Source organism: Stenotrophomonas sp. YJH_SMC_64, from assembly GCF_059371375.1.
The window spans coordinates 17,509-40,675 of the sequence record NZ_JCAFUN010000016.1; the positions used below are offsets into that span (position 1 = coordinate 17,509).

General features: G+C 67.5%; 20 protein-coding genes. 3 read left to right on the top strand and 17 right to left on the bottom strand.

The window, feature by feature from the left end; all coding sequences use genetic code 11:
* Nucleotides 1-114: 114 nt before the first annotated feature.
* Nucleotides 115-1,008: a LysR substrate-binding domain-containing protein gene (locus AC5P9L_RS17125; RefSeq protein ID WP_062607970.1), complete on the top strand. Its 894-nt coding sequence runs from the start codon at nt 115-117 to the stop codon at nt 1,006-1,008.
* 120 nt (nt 1,009-1,128) lie between these two features.
* Here AC5P9L_RS17125 and AC5P9L_RS17130 read toward each other — a convergent pair whose 3' ends face one another.
* The 10 genes from AC5P9L_RS17130 to nudE all read right to left on the bottom strand — a co-directional run bounded on the left by AC5P9L_RS17130 (nt 1,129) and on the right by nudE (nt 8,814).
* Entirely contained in the window at nt 1,129-1,797 is a 669-nt protein-coding gene (locus tag AC5P9L_RS17130) for a histone (protein ID WP_176394318.1), read from the bottom strand.
* Between the two features lie 612 nt (nt 1,798-2,409).
* On the bottom strand, nt 2,410-2,805 hold the full coding sequence (gcvH, locus tag AC5P9L_RS17135) for a glycine cleavage system protein GcvH (RefSeq protein ID WP_005410701.1): 396 nt from the start codon (nt 2,803-2,805) through the stop codon (nt 2,410-2,412).
* Between the two features lie 93 nt (nt 2,806-2,898).
* On the bottom strand, nt 2,899-4,011 hold the full coding sequence (gene gcvT / locus AC5P9L_RS17140) for a glycine cleavage system aminomethyltransferase GcvT (RefSeq protein ID WP_005410702.1): 1,113 nt from the start codon (nt 4,009-4,011) through the stop codon (nt 2,899-2,901).
* A gap of 358 nt (nt 4,012-4,369) precedes the next feature.
* Nucleotides 4,370-4,816, bottom strand: a complete 447-nt coding sequence (locus AC5P9L_RS17145) for an NfeD family protein (RefSeq protein WP_049454216.1) — start codon at nt 4,814-4,816, stop codon at nt 4,370-4,372.
* 1 nt (nt 4,817) lies between these two features.
* Nucleotides 4,818-5,777: an SPFH domain-containing protein gene (locus tag AC5P9L_RS17150; RefSeq protein WP_005410704.1), complete on the bottom strand. Its 960-nt coding sequence runs from the start codon at nt 5,775-5,777 to the stop codon at nt 4,818-4,820.
* Between the two features lie 66 nt (nt 5,778-5,843).
* Complete coding sequence (locus AC5P9L_RS17155; protein WP_197584673.1) at nt 5,844-6,146, bottom strand: Mpo1-like protein; 303 nt, start codon at nt 6,144-6,146, stop codon at nt 5,844-5,846.
* Between the two features lie 125 nt (nt 6,147-6,271).
* Nucleotides 6,272-6,601, bottom strand: coding sequence for a YnfA family protein (locus AC5P9L_RS17160; protein WP_005410706.1), 330 nt, complete (start codon nt 6,599-6,601; stop codon nt 6,272-6,274).
* Nucleotides 6,598-7,437 carry a nucleoside triphosphate pyrophosphohydrolase gene (mazG, locus tag AC5P9L_RS17165; protein WP_005414245.1) on the bottom strand — a complete coding sequence of 280 codons (840 nt, stop codon included), beginning with the start codon at nt 7,435-7,437 and terminating at the stop codon, nt 6,598-6,600. The genes AC5P9L_RS17160 and mazG overlap by 4 nt, the downstream gene beginning before the upstream one ends.
* Nucleotides 7,438-7,450: 13 nt before the next feature.
* Nucleotides 7,451-8,254 carry a 3'(2'),5'-bisphosphate nucleotidase CysQ gene (cysQ, locus tag AC5P9L_RS17170; RefSeq protein WP_005410708.1) on the bottom strand — a complete coding sequence of 268 codons (804 nt, stop codon included), beginning with the start codon at nt 8,252-8,254 and terminating at the stop codon, nt 7,451-7,453.
* A complete protein-coding gene (nudE, locus tag AC5P9L_RS17175; RefSeq protein ID WP_033833433.1) occupies nt 8,251-8,814 on the bottom strand; it encodes an ADP compounds hydrolase NudE in 564 nt (187 codons plus the stop codon). The genes cysQ and nudE overlap by 4 nt, the downstream gene beginning before the upstream one ends.
* Before the next feature lie 77 nt (nt 8,815-8,891).
* Between nudE and bioA the strand changes: the two genes are divergently transcribed.
* Together bioA and AC5P9L_RS17185 are read left to right on the top strand one after the other, a co-directional pair.
* Nucleotides 8,892-10,283, top strand: a complete 1,392-nt coding sequence (gene bioA / locus AC5P9L_RS17180) for an adenosylmethionine--8-amino-7-oxononanoate transaminase (RefSeq protein ID WP_033833434.1) — start codon at nt 8,892-8,894, stop codon at nt 10,281-10,283.
* Nucleotides 10,274-11,011: a 16S rRNA (uracil(1498)-N(3))-methyltransferase gene (locus AC5P9L_RS17185; RefSeq protein WP_197584671.1), complete on the top strand. Its 738-nt coding sequence runs from the start codon at nt 10,274-10,276 to the stop codon at nt 11,009-11,011. The genes bioA and AC5P9L_RS17185 overlap by 10 nt, the downstream gene beginning before the upstream one ends.
* Before the next feature lie 102 nt (nt 11,012-11,113).
* Here AC5P9L_RS17185 and AC5P9L_RS17190 read toward each other — a convergent pair whose 3' ends face one another.
* The 7 genes from AC5P9L_RS17190 to pilG form a co-directional block, all read right to left on the bottom strand.
* Nucleotides 11,114-11,578 (bottom strand): chemotaxis protein CheW, encoded by a 465-nt coding sequence (locus AC5P9L_RS17190; RefSeq protein WP_033833436.1) that lies wholly within the window; start codon nt 11,576-11,578, stop codon nt 11,114-11,116.
* Nucleotides 11,575-12,900, bottom strand: coding sequence for a chemotaxis protein CheB (locus AC5P9L_RS17195; protein ID WP_062607974.1), 1,326 nt, complete (start codon nt 12,898-12,900; stop codon nt 11,575-11,577). Before AC5P9L_RS17195 ends, AC5P9L_RS17190 begins: the two co-directional genes overlap by 4 nt.
* Entirely contained in the window at nt 12,887-19,564 is a 6,678-nt protein-coding gene (locus AC5P9L_RS17200; RefSeq protein ID WP_197584670.1) for an Hpt domain-containing protein, read from the bottom strand. Before AC5P9L_RS17200 ends, AC5P9L_RS17195 begins: the two co-directional genes overlap by 14 nt.
* Nucleotides 19,565-19,664: 100 nt before the next feature.
* Nucleotides 19,665-21,701: a methyl-accepting chemotaxis protein gene (locus tag AC5P9L_RS17205; protein ID WP_005410715.1), complete on the bottom strand. Its 2,037-nt coding sequence runs from the start codon at nt 21,699-21,701 to the stop codon at nt 19,665-19,667.
* Nucleotides 21,702-21,742: 41 nt separating this feature from the next.
* Nucleotides 21,743-22,273, bottom strand: a complete 531-nt coding sequence (locus tag AC5P9L_RS17210; protein ID WP_005410716.1) for a chemotaxis protein CheW — start codon at nt 22,271-22,273, stop codon at nt 21,743-21,745.
* A complete protein-coding gene (locus tag AC5P9L_RS17215) occupies nt 22,273-22,635 on the bottom strand; it encodes a response regulator (protein ID WP_005410717.1) in 363 nt (120 codons plus the stop codon). The genes AC5P9L_RS17210 and AC5P9L_RS17215 overlap by 1 nt, the downstream gene beginning before the upstream one ends.
* An 18-nt stretch (nt 22,636-22,653) precedes the next feature.
* Nucleotides 22,654-23,055, bottom strand: coding sequence for a twitching motility response regulator PilG (gene pilG / locus AC5P9L_RS17220; RefSeq protein ID WP_005418455.1), 402 nt, complete (start codon nt 23,053-23,055; stop codon nt 22,654-22,656).
* Between the last annotated feature and the right edge of the window lie 112 nt (nt 23,056-23,167).

Genomic DNA, 23,167 nt, shown 5'->3' on the forward strand with positions numbered 1-23,167 from the left:
CGTGTTCTCCTTTCAGCACGGCCGGTGGATCCGGCCCCTGCAGTGCATGCTGTTTGATCACCCGTGATTGATAAACTCCGCAAAAGTTTCAGCATTCAACACCCGGAGTGTCAGATGAACCTGCTGGAAAGCATGCAGGTCTACGTGCTGATCGTGGACAAGGGCAGCCTCAGCGCTGCAGCGTCAGCACTGGCCATCTCCCCGACGATGGCCGGCAAGCACCTGCGTGCGTTGGAGGCGCGGCTGGGCATGCAGTTGCTCAGTCGTACCACCCGGCGCCAGCACATGACGCCGTTCGGGGAGGACTACTACGCCCGCTGCCGGGAGATCCTGCGGCTGGTGGAGGAAACCGATGCTCAGGCCCAGTACCAGCACCTGGCACCTGCAGGCACGCTGCGCATCAGCGCGCCGGTGATCTTCGGCACGCATGCGCTGGTACCGGCGTTGGCCGATTACATGGCGCGCTACCCCGACGTGCGTGTCGACGCGGTGCTGACCGACCGCGTGGTCGACCTCGCAGAGGAAGGTTTCGAAGCAGCCCTGCGCATCGGCACGCTGGCCGACAGCAGCGTGCTGGTGGCGCGTGCATTGGCACCATATCGCTTGATGATGTGCGCCTCGCCCGGATACCTCGCCCGGCACGGTACGCCCCCAGACCTGCTGGCGCTTGCCCGGCACCAATGCCTGTCCTTCGAACCCAGCGCGCTGGCGCAGTGGCTGCAGGCCGATGCTGGCGGGCTCGGCCATGTGCCCACAGGTCGGCTGCAGATCAACAACGGCGAAGCGCTGCGTACAGCGGCGCTGCATGGGCTGGGCATCGTGCTGCAATCGGCACTGCTTCTGGCCGCGGATGTCGAGGCTGGGCGGTTGGTGCAGCTGTTTCCCGAACACGGCCACGCGGGGCGGCCGATGCACGTGGTCTACGCCCACGACCGCTACCCCTCGACCCGCCTGCGCAGCTTCATCGATTTCCTGGTGGAGCGCTTTCCACCGGCGCCGCACCGCTAGCATCGACCGTCAGCAAGGCGGTCGAGCATGGCTCGACGCTACCAATGGCTCCATAAAAAAAAACCCCTCCCCGCTGGGCAGCCAGGGAAGGGGTTTCAGGATGCGGCTATCGGGAAGTACTTAGATCAGCGGCGCCGGGGTTGCCGGCAGAGCGACCGGAGCGGCCTTCTTCTTGCGGGCGGCCGGCTTGCGCTTGGCAACCTTCTTCGCTGCCTTCTTCGGGGCAGCCTTCTTGGTGGCCTTCTTCGCGGTCTTCTTCACTGCCTTCTTGGCGGTCTTCTTGACGGCCTTCTTGGCAGTCGCCTTCTTCGCGACCTTCTTGGCCGGCTTGCGGGCCGTTGCCTTCTTGGCAGTCTTCTTGGTGGCCTTCTTGGCTACCTTCTTGACGGCCTTCTTCGCGGTCTTCTTGACAGGAGACTTCTTGGCTACCTTCTTCGCCGCCTTCTTCACTGCCTTCTTCGCAGTGGCCTTCTTGGCGACCTTCTTCGCAGCCTTCTTCACTGCCTTCTTGGCGGTCGCCTTCTTCGCGACCTTCTTCACTGCCTTCTTGGCAGCGGCCTTCTTCGCGACCTTCTTCACCGCCTTCTTGGCGGCGGGCTTTTTCTTCGCAGCTTTCTTGGTTGCCATGGGATGGCTCCTCGTCAGTGATAGGGAGTTGAAACGCCCAGGTGGATCAAACCCGCGGATGCTGCGTGCGGGGACCGCCGGCGCGTCAAGCGCGCCGTTACGGATGCGGCAATGCCCGCCTCGATCGGCGGAGCGGGCATCGGAACGGGAGGTGCCTTGCATTTCTCCGGGGGAAGCGGGGCCATGTCCACCGTCATCTGGGTCGCGGTGGTCTTGAAGGGGCTGCTTCGCATCGGACGATTGATTCTGCGCACTCGGTTTGGCAGGCAAGGTCTGCTGAGGCGAAACCTAATCACGGTTTTTTTTACTGTCAACAACCCCCGCGAAAAATTTTCACATCCGCGCCATCCGCGGTGTTGCCTGCACGGTCGCGACGCTCCGCCCTCGACGACCAACAAAGCACCACGCACGCGCGTTGCCTGCAGCAACAACAACGCAAGCGTTGAACAAAAACCACTTGAAATAGGCACTCTGCGCAGATGCATGCATGTTGGCGGCCGCTGCATGCACGCAACGCCGGCACCGGCCGGCGCCGGCACCAGCGCCAGCACAACGGCACCGCAACGGGGGGCGAAAAGTTTTCACATCCGGACGCGTCGGCGCGGGGCGGAAACGCGGATTTGCGCAAAACTGCGCACACCCCTCGGTACCGTTCGCGGGTCTGCTGATGCCGCGTCGAGGGCGCGCAGCAAACCCTGCGTCATGAGCCAACGTACTCGCCAAAACAAAAACGGCCACCCGAAGGTGGCCGTTGCAGAACCCGGAAACGACGACTCAGTGGTCGTCGTTCTCCAGGGCTTCGGCGTACGCGTCCGGGTCCAGCAGCTCGTTGACCTCTTCAGCGTTGGTCAGTTCGACCACGAACATCCAACCTTCGCCGTAGGCATCTTCGTTGATGGTTTCCGGCTTGTCGGACAGGGCCGAGTTGACCTCGACAACCTTGCCGCTGATCGGGCTGTAGACGTCCGAGGCGGCCTTCACCGACTCGACGACGGCGATCTGTTCGCCGGCCTTGGCGTCGGCGCCGACTTCCGGCAGTTCGACGTAGACCAGGTCACCCAGCAGGCCCTGGGCATGGTCGGAAATACCGACGGTGACGCGGCCATTGCCTTCGACACGGGCCCACTCATGGGACTTGAGGAACTTGAGGTCGCCGGGGATCTCGCTCATGGGACTGCTCCAGAGATATGCAGGGGTGGAAAAAACGGGGCTAGTGTAACCAACCGGCCGCCACTGCTGTCAGTGACGACCGGCATGTCCGGATCAGGCGTCGGCGAGCACGCCGGGCTGGGCCTGGCCTTCGCGCACGAACGGGAACTTGACCACGCGCACCGGCACCTGCCGGCCGCGGATGTCGACGGTGACCTCGCCGAGTTCACCGGCGGGCACGCGGGCAAAAGCGATGCCCTTGGCCAGGGTCGGCGAGAAGGTGCCGGACAGGATCTCGCCCTGGCCGCTGGCCGTGGTCACTGCCTGGCCGTGGCGCAGCACGCCCTTCTCGTCCATCACCAGGCCGATCATCTGGCGCGCGGTGCCTGCGTTCTTCTGCGCTTCCAGCACGTCGCGGCCGATGAAGTCGCGGCCTTCGTCCAGCGACACGGTCCAGGCCAGCGCCGCTTCGTACGGGCTGATCTCTTCGTCCATGTCCTGGCCATACAGGTTCATGCCGGCTTCCAGGCGCAACGTGTCGCGTGCGCCGAGACCGGCCGGCTTCACGCCCGCCGCCAGCAGGCGGTTCCAGAACGCGACCACCGCGTCCTGCGGCAGCAGGATTTCGAAGCCGTCTTCGCCGGTGTAACCGGTACGGGCGACGAACAGCTCGACGCCGTCGTCGGACTGCACCTGCAGGGCGGCGAAGCGGCCCAGCTTGGTCAGCGCCTCGCGCTCGGATTCGCGGGCCAGGCCGATCACGATCGCGCGCGCCTGCGGGCCCTGCACGGCCAGGATGGCCAGGTCCGGGCGCTGCTCGACGCTGACGCCGAACGGCGCGGCCTGCTCGCGCAGCCAGGCCAGGTCCTTTTCGCGGGTGGAGGCGTTGACCACCATGCGGAAGAAATCGTCGCCCAGGTAGTAGACGATCAGGTCGTCGATGACGCCGCCGCGCGGATTCAGCATGCACGAGTACAGCGCCTTGCCCGGCACCTTCAGCTTGTCGACCGAGTTGGCCAGCAGGCGGCGCAGGAACGGCTTGACCTGGTCACCGCGCAGGTCAACCACGGTCATGTGGCTGACGTCGAACACCCCGGACTCGCGACGCACCAGGTGGTGCTCGTCCAGCTGCGAGCCGTAGTGGATGGGCATGTCCCAACCCCCGAAATCGACCATCTTGGCGCCAAGGGCGCGGTGGGTATCGTTGAGCAGCGTCTTCTGGGTCATGACCGGGTCCGGCAGCAGAGGAAACAAGAATCCCCATTATCCCAGATCGGTCGCCCGCAGGTCGCGCCGCAGCGCAGCGGGGGTGTTTGGCCGGCCTGCGGCCGGCGGGCGCCTTTTACAAGCCAGGCAACGGCAACAGCCAAAGCGTATCGGCTCTGCGAAGTCGACGGCTTGGCCGGAGCGGTATGGGCGATCGGGACACGCCGTGAACCCATCCCTGGGGGCGCTTTGCTTGCGAAGCACTGCTTCGCAAGCGCCCGAACGCGCAGCCGCCAGCGGCTGGGCCGGACCGCAGAGCGGGGTTTACGGCGTGTACCGCGAACCCAACCCGCCCGACCCAACACATGCCAGTCGACTATCAGTCGACTCTACCCGCAGCAGACTCGACCACCAGCGTGCTGCCCTGCACCGCTACCACCCGCACCATGGCACCGGCCTGCAACTCCGGGCCGCTGACCTGCCAGTACGCGTCGTCGATGCTGACCCGGCCCTGCCCACCAACGATACCCTGCTGCAACGGCACCACCCGTCCGACCAGTTGTTCGGCGCGGCGGTTGAGCAACGGTGCATCGCTGGGTCGCGCCCTTGCCTTGCCCCAGCGCCGGTAGCACTGGATCGAGACAACGCTCAGCACGACGAAGGCAACGACCTGCCACAGCAATGGAATGCCGCTGAACACCGCAACCAGTACGAACACCGCCGCCGCGCCAATGCCGATCCACAGCATGAACGCCCCGGGCGCCAACGCCTCGGCGGCAAACAGCAGCAGCGCCAGCGCGCCCCAACCGACGACTTCCCAGCGCATGTCAGCCTCCGAGCGGCGGCGGCCGCTTGCCGGCGGCCTTGTTGTCCTGGCTGGCCAGCGCCTGCTTCGCCAGTTCGGCCACGCCCGCGATCGAACCGATCACGCCACTGGCCTCCATCGGCATCAGCACCAGCTTCTGGTTCGGCGAACTGGCCAGCTCCTTGAACGCTTCCACGTACTTCTGCGCAACAAAGTAGTTGATCGCCTGCACGTCGCCCTCGGCAATCGCCGCCGACACCACCTTGGTCGCCATCGCTTCGGCCTCGGCCAGGCGCTCGCGCGCCTCGGCATCGCGGAACGCGGCTTCGCGACGGCCTTCGGCCTCCAGCACGGTGGCCTGCTTTTCGCCATCGGCGCGCAGGATCTCCGACTGGCGGGAACCCTCTGCCTCTAGAATCTGCGCGCGCTTCTCGCGCTCGGCCTTCATCTGCCGCGCCATCGCATCCAGCAGGTCGCGCGGCGGCTGGATGTCGCGGATCTCGATGCGGTTGACCTTCACACCCCACGGGTTGGTGGCATGGTCGACCACGCTCAGCAGCTGGGCATTGATCACCTCGCGCTGGCTGAGCGATTCATCCAGGTCCATCGAACCGATCACGGTACGGATGTTGGTCTGCACCAGGGCGATCATCGCCACTTCCAGGTTGGCCACCTCATAGGCAGCCTTGGCCGCATCCAGGACCTGGAAGAACACCACGCCGTCCACGCGCACGGCGGCGTTGTCCTTGGTGATTACTTCCTGGCTGGGTACATCCAGCACCTGCTCCATCATGTTCACCTTGCGCCCGACCCCGTACACGATCGGAATCAGGAAGTGCAGGCCGGGGGTCATGGTGTGCGTGTAGCGCCCGAAGCGCTCGACGGTCCACTCGTAGCCCTGGGGCACCATCCGTACCGCCTTGAACAGGATCACCACGGCCACGAAGGCCAGCACCACGGTAAAGAACATGGTCGGGAACATCTTGCTTTCCTTATCTATGACGTCCAGGCCCCAGCATAGCGCGTGAAGGCCGCATTCACAGCGGAGCTACCAGGGCATGCGCCCGCGCAGGATGTCGGCGAACATCACCCAGTCGCCCATGAACGAGTACAGCGGGTGCTGGAAGGTGGCCGGGCGGTTCTTCTCGAAAAAGAAATGGCCAACCCAGGCGAAGCTGTAACCGCAGAACAGGGCAGCCAGCAGCAGCACCGGCTGCCCACGCAGGATCGCTTCCGCGACCAGCAGCAGTACGCCGCAGCTGCCGATGAAGTGCAGCCGGCGCGATACCGGGTGGCGATGCTCGCTGAGGTAGAACGGATAGAACTCGCGGAAGCTGGCGAAGCGGGACATGCGCGTGCTCCGGGAACCAGGGTCGTCGCCATCATGCACCATCGCTGACCTTGTGGCGCCGAGCCATGCCCGGCTTGCGCGCGCCAGCGCGGTCGGAAGGAGGCGCAGCCACGCATGGCCCGGCGCTACCCTGATGAGGTGCGCGGCCCGAACATGATCACCGCCATGCCGGCCAGGCACAGCGCAGCGCCCAGCAGGTCCCAGCGGCTGGGGCGGATGCCGTCGACCAACCACAACCAGAACAGCGCGGTGCCGATGTACACGCCACCGTAGGCCGCATAGACCCGCCCACTGGCGGTCGGGTGCAGGGTCAACAGCCACGCGAACAGGGCGAGGCTGGCCGCGGCCGGCAGCAGCAACCAGACGCTGCCTCCCTTGCGCAGCCACAACCATGGCAGGTAACAGCCGACGATCTCGGCCAGCGCGGTCAGCAGGAACAGGCCAAGCGTCTTCACGCTTTTTCTGCTGCCTTGGCGTGCTGCCACAGCGCTTCCTGCGCATCCAGGTCCATCGCAGCCAGCGCCCCACCCTGCGCGTCGGCCTGCGCTTCCATCGCGCGGAAGCGGCGTTCGAACTTGTGGTTGGCCCCGCGCAGCGCCGCACCCAGGTCGATGTCGGCATGGCGCGCCAGGTTGGCGCAGACGAACAGCAGGTCGCCCAGTTCTTCCTGCAGCCGCGCCTTGTTGCCGGCGATATCGCCGCGTTCGAACTCCTCGCGCAGTTCCTGCAGTTCCTCGGCCGCCTTGTCCAGCACCGGCAACGGGCCGGGCCAGTCGAAGCCGACCTTGGCCGCACGCGACTGCAGCTTCACCGCCCGCTGCCATTCCGGCAGCCCGCGCGAAATGCCGGCCAGCGCGGAGGTGTCCTGCTCGCCCTTTGCGGCACGCTCGGCACGCTTGATCGCCTCCCAGTTGCGCGTCACGCCGTCGGCATCGTCGACGCTCACGTCGGCGAACACGTGCGGGTGACGGCGCTGCATCTTGTCGCTGATCGCGCGTGCGACCTCGGCGAAGGCAAAGGCCCCCTGCTCTTCGGCCATGCGCGCATGGAACACCACCTGCAGCAGCAGGTCGCCCAGCTCGTCACAGAGATCGTCGAGATCGCCACGGTCGATCGCATCGGCCACCTCGTAGGCTTCCTCGATGGTGTACGGCGCGATGGTTGCGAAGTTCTGCTCCAGATCCCACGGGCAGCCGCCCTGCGGGTCACGCAGGCGCGCCATGATCGCCAGCAGGCGCTCCAGCTCGTGGGCGGCGGCGCTGCCGGTGGTGGGGGTGTCGTGCGCGCTCATGCGGCCTCCAGGGTCAGTCGGACAACCAGTCGCGCCACGGCAGGCTGGTATCACCAAGGGCAATGAAATCGCCGTTCAACAGGGTTTCGCGGCGGTTGTAGCGGAACGGCTTGCCGGTCGCAGCCGACAGTACCGCACCGCCGGCGGCGTGCAGTACGCACTGGCCGGCGGCGGTATCCCATTCGGAGGTCGGGCCCAGCCGCGGATAGACATCCAGGCCACCTTCGGCGATCCGGCAGAATTTCAGCGACGAGCCCTGCGCGATGGTCTCGATGCGGCCCATGCGCGCCAGCAGCGCCTCGGTTTCCGGTGAGCGGTGCGAGCGGCTGGCGGCGACGCGCAGCGGGGCGGTGGCCGGCGTGCGGGTGCGCAGCACGGTGTCGTGCAGGCCCTGCCGGCGATAGGCCAGCTCGCCACGCATGGCATGCCAGACGATGCCGGTGACCGGGGCCAACACCACGCCGAAGGCAGGTGCGCCCTGGTAGATCAGCGCGATGTTGACGCTGAACTCGCCATTGCGCTTGACGAACTCGCGGGTGCCGTCGAGCGGATCCACCAGCCAGTACGCGCCCCAGTGGCGGCGGTGCTCCCACGGCACCTGCGCCGATTCCTCCGACAGGATCGGCAGGTCCGGGGTCAGCTGGCGCAGGCCCAGTTCGATGACCTGGTTGGCGGCCAGGTCGGCGGCGGTGACCGGGCTGTCGTCGTCCTTGATCTGCACCTCGAAGCCATCGGCGTACACCTGCATGATGGCCTGTCCGGCTTCCTGGGCGATGGCGATGGCGGTCTCGCGCAGGTCCGTGGTCAGTTTGATCATCGCGTTCCCTGCAGCCACTGGCGAGCGATGAACAGCGCCGCCAGCGAGCGTCCCTCGGAGAAGTCCTCGCGCAGCATCAGCTGGTCCAGTTCGGCCAGCTTCCACGGCACCACCTCCAGTTCTTCCGGCTCGTCGCCGGCCAGCTTTTCCGGATACAGGTCGCGTGCCACCACCAGCCACGACTGGTGGCTCATGTAGGTGGGGGCCAGGGTCATCGCGCGCAGCACGTCGACCCGGCGTGCACCGTATCCGGCCTCTTCCTTCAGCTCGCGGTCGGCGGCCTGCCCGGGGGTTTCGCCGGCGTCGATCCGGCCCTTGACCAGGCCCAGTTCATAGCGATGCATGCCGGCGGCGTATTCACGCACCAGCAGCACCGTCTCGTCGTCGAGCATCGGCACCACCACCACCGCACCATGGCCACGGCTGACCAGGCGTTCGAAGCGGCGGCGTTCACCGTTGGAGAACTCCAGGTCCAGGTGCTGGCGCTGGAAGGGGCCGTTCTCCTCATCGGTGATCCGATGGATGATCGGCAAGCGCCGGCCGGCACGGTCATCGTTCATGCGGAATCTCCACGGCGGCCGGCGCCAGCGCCGGGGCCGATAGAATGTGCAGGCAGCAACATGTTCATGAGCCCGAAATGCTAGCAGACCCAACCCCCTCCCCGCTGGCCCAGCACTGGCGGCAACGCGACCTGCAGGTGCTGTGGCATCCGTGCACGCAGATGCGTGAGCACCCGCATACCCTGCCGCTGGTGCCGATCGCCCGTGGTGAAGGCGCATGGCTGATCGATCACGACGGCAACCGCTATCTGGACGCCGTCAGCAGCTGGTGGACCAATCTGTTCGGCCATGCCGAGCCGCGCATCGGCGGCGCCATCGCGGCGCAGGCCGGGCAGCTGGAACAGGTGATGCTGGCTGGCTTCGGCCATGAGCCGGCGATCACCCTGGCCGAGCGCCTGCTGGCGCTGGCGCCACGCCAGCCCGGCCGCGAGCCGCTGGCCAAGGTGTTCTATGCCGACAACGGCTCGGCCGGCGTTGAAGTCGCGCTGAAGATGGCCTTCCAGTATTTCCAGAACCGCGGCGAGCCACGGCGCACGCGCTTCATCGCGCTGGAGAACGGTTACCACGGCGAGACCCTTGGAGCGCTGGCGATGGCGGACATTCCGCTGTACCGCCGCGTCTACGCGCCGCTGCTGGCCGAAGGCCTGTTCGCGCCCTCGCCCGATGCCTACCTGGCCGAGCCGGGCCAGAGTGCGGCTGATCGCGCACGCCAGGCCGCTGATGGCCTGGCCACCCTGTTTGACCAGCATCCCGGCGAGATCTGCGCAGTGATCCTGGAACCGCGCCTGCAGTGCGCCGGCGGCATGCGCATGCATGACCCGGTGTACCTGCAGCGGGTGCGCGAACTGTGTGATGCGCACGGCGCATTCATGATCGCCGACGAGATCGCCACCGGCTTCGGCCGCACCGGCACCCTGTTCGCCTGCGAGCAGGCCGGCGTGATGCCGGACCTGATGTGCCTGTCCAAGGGCCTGACCGGCGGCTTCCTGCCGCTTGCCGCGGTGCTGGCCACGCAGGCGCTGTACGACGCCTTCCTTGATGACTCGCGCGAGCGCGCCTTCCTGCATTCGCACAGTTACACCGGCAACCCGCTGGCCTGTGCGGCTGCGCTGGCGACGCTGGACATCTTCCGCGACGACGATGTGATCGCCCGCAACCGTGGCATCGCCTCGGTGATGGGCGCGCTGGCTGCGCCATTGAGCGACCATCCGCACGTGGCCGACGTCCGCCAGGCCGGCATGGTGGTGGCCTTCGAGCTGTCGCGGGATGGCAACAAGCGCACGCCGTTCGATCCGGCGCTGCGACTGGGCCTGCACGCCTACAAGGCTGCGCTGAAACGTGGCGTGGTGCTGCGTCCGCTGGGCGACGTGCTGTACTGGATGCCACCCTACTGCGTGGATGACGAACAACTGGAGCTGCTGGCACATACCACGCTGGCGGCGATTGACGAGGCGATTGCATGCGCGTGACCCGCTGCCCCATCGACCTGGCGCTGCACAGCGGCCAGACCGTGACCCTGCCGGAAGAGACGGCCAACCATCTGGTGCGGGTGATGCGCCTGCGCGAGGGTGATACCTGCGTGCTGTTCAACGGCGATGGCCAAGACTACAGCGCCACGCTGACCGCCGCCGGCAAGCGCGAGGTGCAGGTGCGCATCGATGCGGTGCAGGCGGTGGACAACGAATCGCCGCTGGCGATCACTCTGCTGCAGGGCATTGCCCGAGGCGAGAAGATGGACCTGATCCTGCAGAAGGCCACCGAGCTGGGCGTGAGCGCCATCGTTCCGGTGAATGCCGAGCGCACCGAAGTGAAGCTGGATGCCGCGCGCGCGGAGAAGCGCGTAGCGCACTGGAACAACGTGGTGACCTCGGCCTGCGGCCAGTCCGGGCGCGCGCGCATTCCGCAGGTTGGCTCGCCGGTGTCACTGGCGCAGGCGGCGACGACGCTGCCGGCCGATACGCTGCGGCTGACGCTGGACCCGCACGGTGCCCATCGCCTGTCGACGCTCGACGCGGCGCCGACGGGCGGCATCGTGATCGCGATCGGCCCGGAAGGCGGCTGGTCGCCGCGCGACCGGGATCAGCTGGCAGCGGCAGGATTCCAGGGCCTGCAGCTGGGGCCGCGCATCCTGCGCACGGAGACCGCCGGGCTGGCCGCGATCGCGGCATTGCAGGCGCGGTTGGGCGACCTGGGATAAGGTTGATTGGTGGTAGTGCCGGCCGCTGGCCGGCATCCAAGGGATCACGAGGTTGCCGGCCAGCGGCCGGCACTACCGGGAACCCGACCGGCGGATTGCCGATCAGGTCGCCAGCGAATCCAGCGCGGCTTCCAGCGCATCCAGGTTCGGCAGCAGCGCGCTCTGCTCACCCAGCAGCACGCGCATGTGCACGATCTGCGGCAGGGTTTCCTCGGAAGCATCGGCCAGCAGGCCATCGCGCGGCACCGAGATCAACTGCGGGAAATTCTGCGTCAGCAGCGCGTAGTAGGGGCGCTGCGCGTTGCCGCTGAGGGCCTTCAGCACGACGACCTTGTTGTGGCCGCCCACGGCTTCCTCGCCCAGGCCGGAAAGGCGCGCGAACGACACCAGCGGCACCTGCCAGCCGTGCCAGCCGATTTCGCCGACCAGCCAGCGCGGGGCGTCGGAAACCGGCTGCACCGGCACCCGCGACATCATTTCGGCCACGGTGGCATTGGGCAGCAGCACGCGCTCGTTGCCGGCCTGGATCAGGACGCCGCGGATTTCGTCATTGCTGGCATAGCTCATGGTGCCTCTCCGTTATCGTCTTCCACGCCCCAGCGCGAGGCGATGGCCTGCGCCAGTTCCTGTGGCTCACCCGCCACCATGCCAGCGGCGACCACCGCCGTGGCTGCGGCAGGGTCATAGCAGCCCTCGCCGACCTGCCCGGCCACCCAGGCACCGGCGGCGGCCAGATCCAGCGCCGGACCCACATGCGCAAGGTCGGCGCCGCTGAGCAGGACCAGCGCAGTGTGGTCGGCCGGCAGCCCGGCAATCGAAATGCCTTGCGCGTCGCTGACGAAATACAGGCCGTCGCTGGCTGCCTGCACGCCGATGTCATCGGCCAGCACGTGCACTTCACCGGGTGTTGCACGCTGGCCGGCTTCGGCCAGCTGCACCGGCAGCGGCGACACCCGTGCCATCTGCTTGACCAGGTTGCCGTAGCGGCCACCGTCCAGGCGCATGTGCACCAGCACCGGCACGCTCAGCGACGACGGCAGCGCACCGAGCAGGCGGCGCAGCGCATCCGGGCCGCCAATGCCGGCCAGCACCAGCAGCGAGCCGGCACGTGCGCCCGCAGGCGCCGCAGTGTCCAGGTCCACCAGGCTGAGGTGATCGGTATCGAAGGACGGCAGCGGGGCTTCCATCGCGGCGCTGTACCCGGTGGCTGCGGGTGCGTCTGCTACGTCCTCGACCAGCGACCACGCGGTGTGGTCGAAGGACACCGGCGGCGTTGCCGGTGTGGCAACCGGCTGCATCGGCGCTGCCTCCAGCGGCTCCGGCACCACCGGCTGCAGCGCGGCCAGTGCCTGCTCCAGCGCGATCGGTTCGTGCAGGTGCGCCGGTGGCGCATACAGGCTGTCCGCCGGCACCTCGTCGGCCCAGCTCAATGCCTGGTCCAGATGCGGCTGGAGCGCTTCTTCCCGTGGTGCCGGCGGCGGTGCCGGGTGACCCGGTTCCAGCTGCAGGGCGGGTTCGTCTTCCGCACCCGGCGGCAGCACCTGCTGGTGGCCGTGCAGCTTGGCGGCCAGGTGGCGGCCCCAGCGCTGTGCCTCCCAGCCATCACGGCGCGCCGCCAGCTCGGCTTCGTCGAAGACCAGGGTCATGCCTGGTGCGGACAGCACCGCTTCAAGCCGCTCCAGAGCATCCTCGATGGCCGCTTCCAGCGCGATCACCACGAACTGTGGACGCGCGTCCTGCAGCAGCTGCGGCTCCAGGCCATTGGGGTCGTCTTCCAGCACCAGCTGCACATCGGCATGCGACAACGCCTCGCGCAGACGCTCGCGCGCCGCGCCAGGACGGGCCAGCAGGGCGACGGCCGGGGCCGCCTGGGCTTCACTCACGGACACGGGCGATCCCCAGCAGGTCGTACACGTTACGCATCAGGTCCAGCTCCTGGTACGGCTTGCCCAGGTAGCGCTGCACGCCGATCTCGAAGGCGCGCTGGCGGTGCTTGTCGCCGCTGCGCGAGGTGATCATCACGATCGGCACGTCCTTGTAGCGCGGGTCGGCACGCATCGCGGTGGCCAGCTCGTAACCATCCATGCGCGGCATCTCGATGTCCAGCAGCATCAGGTCGGGCACGCGTTCTTCCAGGCGCTCCAGTGCTTCAACGCCGTCGCGGGCGACGCTGACCTCGAAGTTGTGGCGTTCGAGGATGCGCCCGGTCACCTTGCGCATGGTCAACGAATCGTCCACCACCATCACCAGCGGCACCTGGCGCTCCTGGCGTGGCGCGTTGGCCAGCACCGGCAGCGTCGGGTTGGCGAGGAAGCGGCGCACCAGCGGCGCGACGTCCAGGATCACCACCACGCGGCCATCGCCGGTGATGGTTGCACCGTAGATGCCCGGCACCGACGCGATCTGCAGGCCGACCGGCTTGACCACGATTTCGCGGTTGCCCAGCACCTGGTCGATCGCGACAGCGGCACGCAGGTCACCGGCACGGACCAGCAGCAGCGGTACCTGGTCCTGGCCATCGGCACGCGCCGGGGCCTGCCCGACCAGGCTGCCGAGGTCGTACAGCGGATAGTCCTCGCCGCTGTAGCGATAGCTGCTGTCGGCCGCTTCGAAACGCTCGCGCGACAGGCGGCCGATGCCACTGACCGATGCGACCGGCACCGCAAAGGTGGTTTCGCCGATCTGCACGAACACCGCCTGGGTGACCGCCAGCGTCTGCGGCAGGCGCAGGGTGAAGCGCACGCCCTGGCCCCGCACTGACTGGATATCGACCGAACCGCCCAGCTGGCGCACTTCGTTGCGCACCACGTCCATGCCCACGCCACGGCCGGCCAGCTGGCTGACCTGGTCAGCGGTGGTGAAACCAGAGGCGAAGATCAGGTTGTCCAGTTCCTGCTCGTTCGGCTGCGCATCGGCAGCCAGCAGGCCACGGTCGATGGCGCGGCGGCGGATCGCCTCGCGGTCCAGGCCGGCGCCGTCGTCGGCCACTTCCAGCACGATTTCCGAGCCTTCGCGGTGCAGGCGGATGGCGATCTCGCCCTCCTCCGGCTTGCCGGCGGCGCGGCGCTGTTCCGGCGCTTCCAGGCCATGCGCCACGGAGTTGCGCAGCATGTGTTCCAGCGGCGCGACCATGCGGTCGAGGACGTTGCGGTCCAGTTCGCCGTGGGTTCCTTCCAGGGTCAGGTGGACCTGCTTGCCGGTATCCATGCCGGACTGGCGGACCACGCGGCGCAGGCGCGGCACCAGACCGTCGAACGGCACCATGCGCGCGCGCATCAGGCCATCCTGCAGTTCCGAGCTTACGCGCGACTGCTGCTGCAGCAGGGAGTCGTACTGGCGCGACAGATCGTCCAGGACGCCCTGCAGGCCGCCAAGGTCGGCGGCGGACTCGTTCAGCGCACGGCTGAGCTGCTGCAGGGTGGAGAAACGGTCCAGTTCCAGCGGATCGAACTTCTGGTCCGCCTGGTCCTGCTCGCGCTGGTAGCGGGCGACGATCTGCGCCTCGGTTTCCAGGTCGAGTCGGCGCAGCTGGTCGCGCAATCGCGCATTGGTGCGCTCCAGTTCGGCCATGGCACCACGGAAGGCACCCAGCTGCTGTTCCAGACGCGAGCGATAGATCGCCACTTCACCGGCATGGTTGACCAGGCGGTCGAGCAGGTCGGCGCGCACCCGCACCTGCTCCTGCTGCGGACGCGCCAGCGGATCTTCGTCGGCCACGCCTTCGGCCGGCAGTGGTGCCGACAGCGGGGCATCGGCCGGCGGCGTCAGCGGGCCCACAGCCTGTGCCGGCACGGCCTCGGTCTCGCTGGCCGCACGCGCGGCCGCAGCGGCCGCCGCGATATCGGTGGTGGTGCGGACCTCGAAGGCCTCCACCAGGTCCTGTGCAGGCGCCACCACGCGGTGGGCACCGGTCCGCGTCAGCAGCTGGTGCAGGCGGTCGAAGCCGCGCTCCAGCAGCTGCACGTCGCGGCGTTCGATCTCGGTGCGGCCGGCCGCCACGGCTTCCAGCAGGGATTCGATGCTGTGGCCAAGGTCGCCGATGGCATTGATGCCGGCCATGCGTGCGCCACCCTTCAGGGTGTGCAGGTCACGCTGCAGGCCGGCCAGCACCTCGCGATCCTGCGGCGCATTGCGAAGCTCGCTGATCAGGCCATCGCAGTGGTCGAGCAGGTCCTTGCCTTCCTCGACGAAGATGTCGACCAGTTCGCGGTCGTACACGCTGAAGTCGAGCGCATCGGCGCCATCCGCGGTGTCTTCCAGGGTGGAGGCTTCATCGTGGAGCGGCGCCCGCTCCCCGGCGTCGGCCTCGGCAGGTTCGGCATCGGCGTCGGCCGTGCCCTGCCCCGGCGCTTCTTCCAGTTCGAAGAACCGCACCGGCTCGGCGGTGGCCTGCAGTGCTTCGGCAGCGCTCACCTCGTTCACCGTCGCCGGGGACGGCTGATCGGCGCTCTCTCCTTCGCCGACCGCCGCCTCCCCGCCGACGTCCGCATCCTCGGCAAAGGCTTCCGCCTCGCCCGGCGCGAGTTCGCTGGCCTGGAGGCCGAGCACGGGCCATTGCCCGTCGTCGTCCAGGGTCTGCTCTTCTTCGATCACGTGCAGGCCGGCCTCGAGCGCGGCTGCCAGCGTGACCGGTTCTGCAAAACCCGGCGCAGCCATTTCATCCTGCAGGCTCGACAGCCCGCTGTCGAGTGGCAGTGCAGCAGCGGCGTCAATGTCGCTGTCATCGCCACTGCCCGAATCAAAGGACAACGGCGTATTCAGGTCGATCGCGTCAACTTCCGCAGGCACCGGCCGCTCTTCCGCGTCGCGGTCATCCACCGGCAGCGCACTGGCGTCGAGGTAGGGCGACAGATCGTCGGCCATGGTCAGATCAGCGTCGTCGACCGTCGCGATCGTGGGCACGGCATCTGCTTCGGCCACTTCGACAACAGGCGCACTCTCGACCGGCTGGATCGATTCAATCGCGCCGGTGTCCGCCACGGCAGGTTCACCTTCGCCCGGCACCGACGGCCAGCCGGCGTCGAAGTAACGCGAAAGATCGTCGCTGGCGGTCAGCTCGCCCACGTCCAGGCCGCTGTCGGCCGCGATGTCCAGCGTCTGCGGGTCGGTTGCAGCTGGAACCGGTTCCAGCGCATCTTCGGCAAGCGGCTGCGGCTCGGCAATGAGATCGGGCGCCACATCGAAAGCGGACGCCATGCTGGTTTCGTCCAGCGTGTCCAGCCCGGCCAGCGGCGCTTCGGCTTCGGATGCCCGCCCGACATCGGGCGCCAGCTCGATGCCCTCTTCATCCTCGTCCTCCAGCCCGACCATCGGCCAGCGCGCTTCCGGCAGTTCACCGGCCAGCGCCTGCAGGCGCTGTACCAGCGCTTCCTGTGGCGTGATGCGCGGCTGCTCGGCCTGCAGCGCTTCCATGGTCGCGGTGATCGCCTGCGCGGTCGCATCCAGCGCGGCCACGCCCTCGTCGCCCGGCACCACGTCTGCAGCCAGCGCGCGCTTGATGTAGGACTCGGCACCGCCGGTAACGGCAGTGATTTCCGGCACTTCGGTCATCGCGAAGGCGCCGTTCATGGTGTGCACCGCACGCAGCAGTGCGTCGCTGACCGGCTGCGGCGCCTGCTGCGCCGAGCGCAGCCAGTCCTGCAGGGTCGCCTGGTGGACTTCCACTTCGGCTTCCAGGATCTCGCGCAGCACGCTGTCGATGTTGGCCGGCGTGCCCAATGCTTCGGGCGCCGGGTCCGCATCGGCTTCAGCCTGCACCGACGCCATTGCTTCGGCTTCGAGGATGCGGCTGATCTCGTCCTCGCCATCGGCTTCGACCACCGGTGCGGCGGGAGCGGCCGCAACCGGCAGCGGTACGTAATAGGTTTCCTCACCCGCGCCGACGCGATCGGCAATGGCCTGCATCGCCTGCAGGTCCACGCTGATCCGCTGGCCATGACGCAACGCGGCGTTCAGCTGCGGCAGCGCGGCATGCGCGTTGTCGACCATGGCCAGCACGGCTGGCGTCGCCGGGCGGCTGCCGTCGAGCACGCGGTTGAGCATGCCCTCGATCTTCCACGCGAATTCGCCCAGGGTGCGTGCACCGACCAGTCGGCCACTGCCCTTGAGCGTATGGAAGATGCGGCGGATGGGACGCAGACGATCCATGTTGTCCGGCTGCATGCGCCATGCCGGCAGCAACGTTCCGAGGTTGGCCAGTTCGTCGTCGAACTCTTCCAGGAACACCTCGCGGATGTCCTCGTCGATGTTCTCGGCATCGTCGTCGAAGCCGGCCTCGAAGCCGGCGTCTGCATCTTCCGCGCTGCCCACGGCGACTGGCGCTTCCGCATCGGCCGACGTCGGGGTCGCCTGCGGATTGAAGTCCGCGGCGGCAGCGCTCAGCTCGGCAAAGAACTGCGCGTCGGCTTCGCTGAAATCAATTGGTGCGATGGTGTCGATGTCGATCATCGACACCGCCGCTGCCGGCGCATCGGCAAGCGGTGCGGGCGCTTCCACCGGCACATCCACGGGGGTGATGTCCGGCTCTGCGGCAGCCGGGCTCTCTTCCACCACCGCAGGGGCAGTGGCATCGACGCTCTCCAGCGACGGATGCAGCCCGGCAGCGTCCTCCAGCGACAATGCCTCCATCGCATGCAGCGACAACACGTCGTCGGCATTGTCCAGCGCATCGGCATCGAAACGGAACACGACGTCGTCACTTGCAGAAACCGCGTCATGTTCGGCGGCCACCGGGTCGAACCCCGGTGCGGCATGCGCGCCGGTCTCGATGGACAGCGAGGCGTCGGCGGCGTCCTCTACGTCCAGGCCGGTTGTCGCATTGGACTGCACTGGCAGAGCCGCCTCTGACAGTGTCCACTGGGTGGCGGCCCCCTGCCCTGCATCGAGCTGTTCGAAACTGACCGGATCGAAGCTGGCAAACGTCGGACTGCGCTCATCGTCCGCTGGAGCGAGCGGATCGGTCTCAGGATGGAACGGTGCCAGATCCCATTGCGGGACCTCGGGTGCAGGTGCACTGGAGGCGGCAAAGACCAGCGGTGCATCCGACTCGTCACGCAGCGACAGCGGCGCGGAGGCGACGGATTCCAGCCCACCGAACATCAAGCTGTTGTCCGCCACTGCAGGCGAAGGCCTGGGCGGTGGCGGATCGAAGGTGAAGTCCGGCAGCGGTACCGGCACCTCACCGGGTGCCGGCGCGGCCGACTGTACCGGGATCTCGATGTGCTCTGGCTGCAGTGCCTCGCCCTGCAGCACGACCGGCTCACGCTCGATCGACTGCGGCACGGACGCTGCCGGCTCAGCCGCATCGTGGTTCGGCAACGGCCAGTAGCGCAGCGCCTCAAGGCTGCTGCGGGTGATGTCGAGGATGTCCTCGCGACCCGGACGACGGTCGCGCAGGGCTTCCAGGTAGTACTCCAGGCTGGCCATGGCGTCGGCCAGCGTGTCCAGCTGGCGGCCACTCGGCACGCGCTGGCGACCGATCAGCTCGGCTTCGATGTACTGCTGCACACCGCGCAGGTAATCGGCGGCGGTACCCAGGTCGAGCATGCGCAGCGCACCGGACACATCGCCCAGCAGGCGCGGCACGTCGTGCAGCTCGGCATGGTTCCAGCTGGTTTCAATGAACGCGACGAAGTGCTCGCGCGCGGCGGCGAAGTTGGCGATGGCCTCATGCGCCAGCACCTCTACCGTGCGCCGGTTCTCCACTGCGCTCGGATCGTCCTGGCCACTGCCGCCGGCGCCCAGATGGGCGACCTGGTCATCCAGCGACGCATCCACGTAGAGTAGTGCCCCGGCGATATCCAGCAGCAGGTTTTCGTCGATCTGCTGGCGGCCCTCGACCACGCCACGCAGGGCATCACGTTGCTGCACGACCACGCCGCGGGCCACGCCCAGGCCCATCATGCCCAGCGTATCGGCGACCGCACCGAGCTCGTTGGCCTGGGTCTGCAGCTGCTCCGGCGCACCGCCGGTACGCAGGTGCAGGTCCAGCGCATCCTTGATGCGCAGCAATTCTTCCTTCACTGCACTGCCCACGGTATCGAGCAGCTCGCGGTTGCGCCCGCTCAGGCTGCCACGTGCATGGTCCAGCTCGGCCTCGGTGGCGGTGACGCTGTCCGGTGCGAATGCCAGCAGCACGCTGTCATGCACGCCCTCTTCGCCACGTGCGGCACGGATCTCGTTGAGCAGCGGCATCAGCACGATCGGGATGTCGCGGTGACCGTTCTGCAGGCGCTCCAGGTAATCGGGCAGCAGCACGCTGCCACGCATCAGGGTCGCGCAGGCTTCATCACGGTCGGCCACGCGGCCGGCACCGATGGCGTTGGCCAGCTGCTCCAGCTCTTCGGCCACCATGGCCGGGGCGTACAGCTCGACCATGCGCAGGGTGCCCTGTACCTGGTGCAGGTAGCCGGCGCAGATGCGCATGCGGCTGGCGTCGGTCGGGTCTTCCGCGTAGTACTCGACTTCGTTGCGCACCTGGCGCAGGGTCTCGTCCAGCTCGGGCTTGACCCAGCCCAGCGCTGCGTGGCTCATCGCATCGCGCAGACTGCTCATGGACGCGCTCCGTTCGCCGCCGCGCGGAAGCCGCGCGAGTTCTGGCGTGGGGAATGGAAATGCTTCATCGACTGGTTCCTTGCTCGCCGCCCTGCCCGCGTCACGCCGGCAGCTTGAAGTCGGCGACCGAACGACGCAGGTCGGCCGCCAGCTGCGCGAGGTGGCCGATCGATTCGGCGGTCTGCCCGGCACCCTGCGAGGTCTGGCCGGTGATCTGCCGGATCACGCCCATGGTGCGGGTGATGTCCGAGGCCGCGGCCGACTGCTGCTGGGCGGCGATGGAGATGTTCTTGATGAGGGTGTTCAGTGCATTGGACACGCGCTCGATTTCGGTCAGCGCGGTGCCGGCGTCCTCGGCCAGGCGTGCACCGGACACCACTTCGGCGGTGGTCTGTTCCATCGAGGTGACCGCTTCGTTGGTATCGGCCTGAATGGCCTGCACCAGGTTCTCGATGCGTCGGGTCGCGCCGGAGGTACGTTCTGCCAGGCGCTGCACTTCGTCGGCCACGACCGCGAAACCGCGGCCTGCTTCACCTGCCGACGCCGCCTGCACTGCCGCGTTCAACGCCAGGATGTTGGTCTGTTCGGAAATGTCGTTGATCAGTTCCACGATCGAGCCGATTTCCTGCGACGACTCACCCAGGCGCTTGATGCGCTTGGAGGTTTCCTGGATCTGGTCACGGATCTGGTCCATGCCCTGGATGGTCTCGCGCACCACGCCGGCACCTTCAGCGGCGATCACCACCGAACGTTGTGCCACGTCGGCCGACTCGGCCGAGTTGCGCGACACCTGTTCGATGCTCGCCGCGATTTCGCCGATGCGGTCCGACGCCGAGGTGATCTGGTTGGCCTGGTGGCCCGCCGCCTCTGCCAGCTGCATGGCGGTGGCCTGGGTTTCCTGGGTGGACAGCGCGACCTTGGCCGAGGTGTCGTTGATGGTGGTCACCAGGTGGCGCAGCTCGTCGACGGCGTAATTGATTGCGTCGGCGATGGCGCCGGTCATGTCCTCGGTCACCGAAGCCTTCACCGTCAGGTCGCCCTCACCCAGCGAGGAGATTTCGTCCAGCAGCCGCATGATCGCCTGCTGGTTGCGGCTGTTGAATTCCACCTGGGTCTGGTAGCGCAGTTCCTGCTCGCGCGAGCGGCTGCGCACGTTGGTGGAAACGAAGCCGATGATCGCGATCAGCGACAGCGCACCGGACACCACACCGATCCAGAAGTTCGGGAACAGGCGGGTGTCAGACACCGAGCCGAACGAGGAGAACGCGTCGAACAGCTTGCGGCTGTCATCCAGCATGTGGGCCGAACCCTGGCCCAGCGCGGTGGCTGCGGACTGCGCCGCGAACAGCTGGCGCGAGCTGGCCAGGATCGCGTCAGCGTCCTGCTTCATCGCTTCCCACTTCTGCTGCGACTGCTCCAGTGCGGCGACGGCGGCGGCACCGCGCACGGCGGTGATGCCCAGTTCCTCGTTGCCGTTGCGCAGGCCGTCGAGCACCTGCGAGAACACGGTGATGTCGCGTGCCAGTGCATCGCCGGACGTCGCTGCGGCGCTGCCACCGGCACGCATTTCGGTTACGCGGCGGGCCATCGAGCCAGCCACCACGACCTGCTGCAGTGCGCTGTACACCTGCGACGACGGCGCGCCGGAGGCCGACATCGCACGCACCAGCTCGTTCAGCTGGGCCTGCAGGCCCGGCACCGCGCCGGTGAAGTTGTTGGCATTGCCGGCCAGCGCCAGCACCGCCGGTTCGCTGGCGACCAGCTGCCCGGCCTGCTTGCCCAGCGGCGCCCAGGTCTCGCCCAGGGTGGCGATGGCACCGGACACGCCCGGCTCCTTGCCGTAGCGCCCCTGCAGTGTCGACACGTTCTGTTCGATCGCGTTGCGGGTCGCCTTGAAAGCGGTGAACGCCTGCGCGTTGCCGCCCACCGCGTCACGGCCCTGGTTGGCCAGCTGCTGCGAAAGCACCTGCAGGTCGGCCGCCTTGGAACCGGCATCGGCCAGGCGACTGCCCTGCCAGGTGGCGACGCCGGTGTTGACGCCGAACAGGATCATCGATGCCAGCAGCAGGAACAGCCAGAGGTTGCTGCCGCCCAGCCGCAGCTTGCCGGTCTTGGTGGCGTCCGAAGCAGTACTCATCGTTCAACCTCGATCTTCAATGCAGGGGGCGATGCCCGGCCTCAGGCCGCGGCTTGCCGGAATTCAGGGGTACGCGACAGCAGCGAGAGGGAGAACACGCCCCAGTCGTGGCCGTCGGCGTGGAAGGCGCGATCGACGAAGTGGCCGTAGCGCCCTTCGGCCAGCGTGCCGGCCGCGATCTGCTGGTCCAGTTCAAAGCTGCGCTGGCCGAACAGTTCATCGATGGTCAGGGCGACGTCGCCGCCGGCCTGGCGCATGATCAGCACGCGCTGGCCTTCCTGCTGCACGGTACGCGTGCCTTCCAGGAAGTACTTCAGGTCGACCACCGGGAACAGGTTGCCGCGCAGATTGCCCACGCCCAGCAGCCACGGCTGCGCGCACGGCACCGGGGTCACCGGCGGCATCGGCACGATTTCCACCACTTCGCGGAAATCGGACACCAGCCGGCGCTGGCCGACGCGGTAACCCACGCCACGCCAGAGGTCCTGGGCGAACTGCCGCTCGGGCAGCTGCACCGCGTGGGCCAGGCTGCGCCGTTCGTAGGCTTCGAGAATGTCGAAGGGCGAGCGCATCAGGCCACCAGTTCGTTGATCCGCGCGATCAGTTCATCCTCGCGCGGCGGCTTGACGATGTAATCGGCCGCGCCCTGGCGCAGGCCCCATGCCTTGTCGGTTTCCATCGCCTTGGTGCTGACGATGATCACCGGGATGTGCTTGATCGCCGCATCACGGGCCATCGCGCGGGTGGCCTGGAAGCCGCTCATGCCGGGCAGTACCACGTCCATCAGCACCAGCTGCGGCACCTGGTCGCGGACCAGCTGCAGTCCATCCTCGGCATTGTCCGCCTCCAGCACCTCGTGGCCGGCACGGCGCAGCCACTGGGTGAACACCGCGCGGTCGGTCGGTGAATCCTCGATCAGAACGATACGAGCCATTGTGCCTTTCCCCCCTGGTCAGGCGTTGACGTATGTGCGGATGGCACCCAGCAGTTCTTCACGCGTGAAAGGCTTCGTCAGGTACTGCTCCGAGCCGACGATGCGTCCCCGCGCCTTGTCGAACAGGCCATCCTTGGACGAGAGCATGATGACCGGGGTCGCCTTGAACAGCTGGTTGCCCTTGATCAGCGCACAGGTCTGGTACCCGTCCAGGCGCGGCATCATGATGTCGACGAAGATGATCTGCGGCTGCTGGTCTGCGATCTTCGCAAGCGCTTCGAAGCCGTCGGTGGCGGTGACCACCTCGCAGCCTTCGCGCTTGAGCAGCGTTTCCGCAGTCCTGCGGATGGTCTTCGAATCATCGATGACCATCACCCGGAGTCCTGCGAGTTCCCCGCCCGCAGTCGTGTTTTCAGTCATTGCCTATCCCCAAGCGCACGGCCCGATCTCTGGCGGGGGCCGCTACGAAAGCGTATCTATATCGCACTTTCCGCGCCCGCTTCAAGGCCGCCCCTTGGCGCGGGGCATGGCG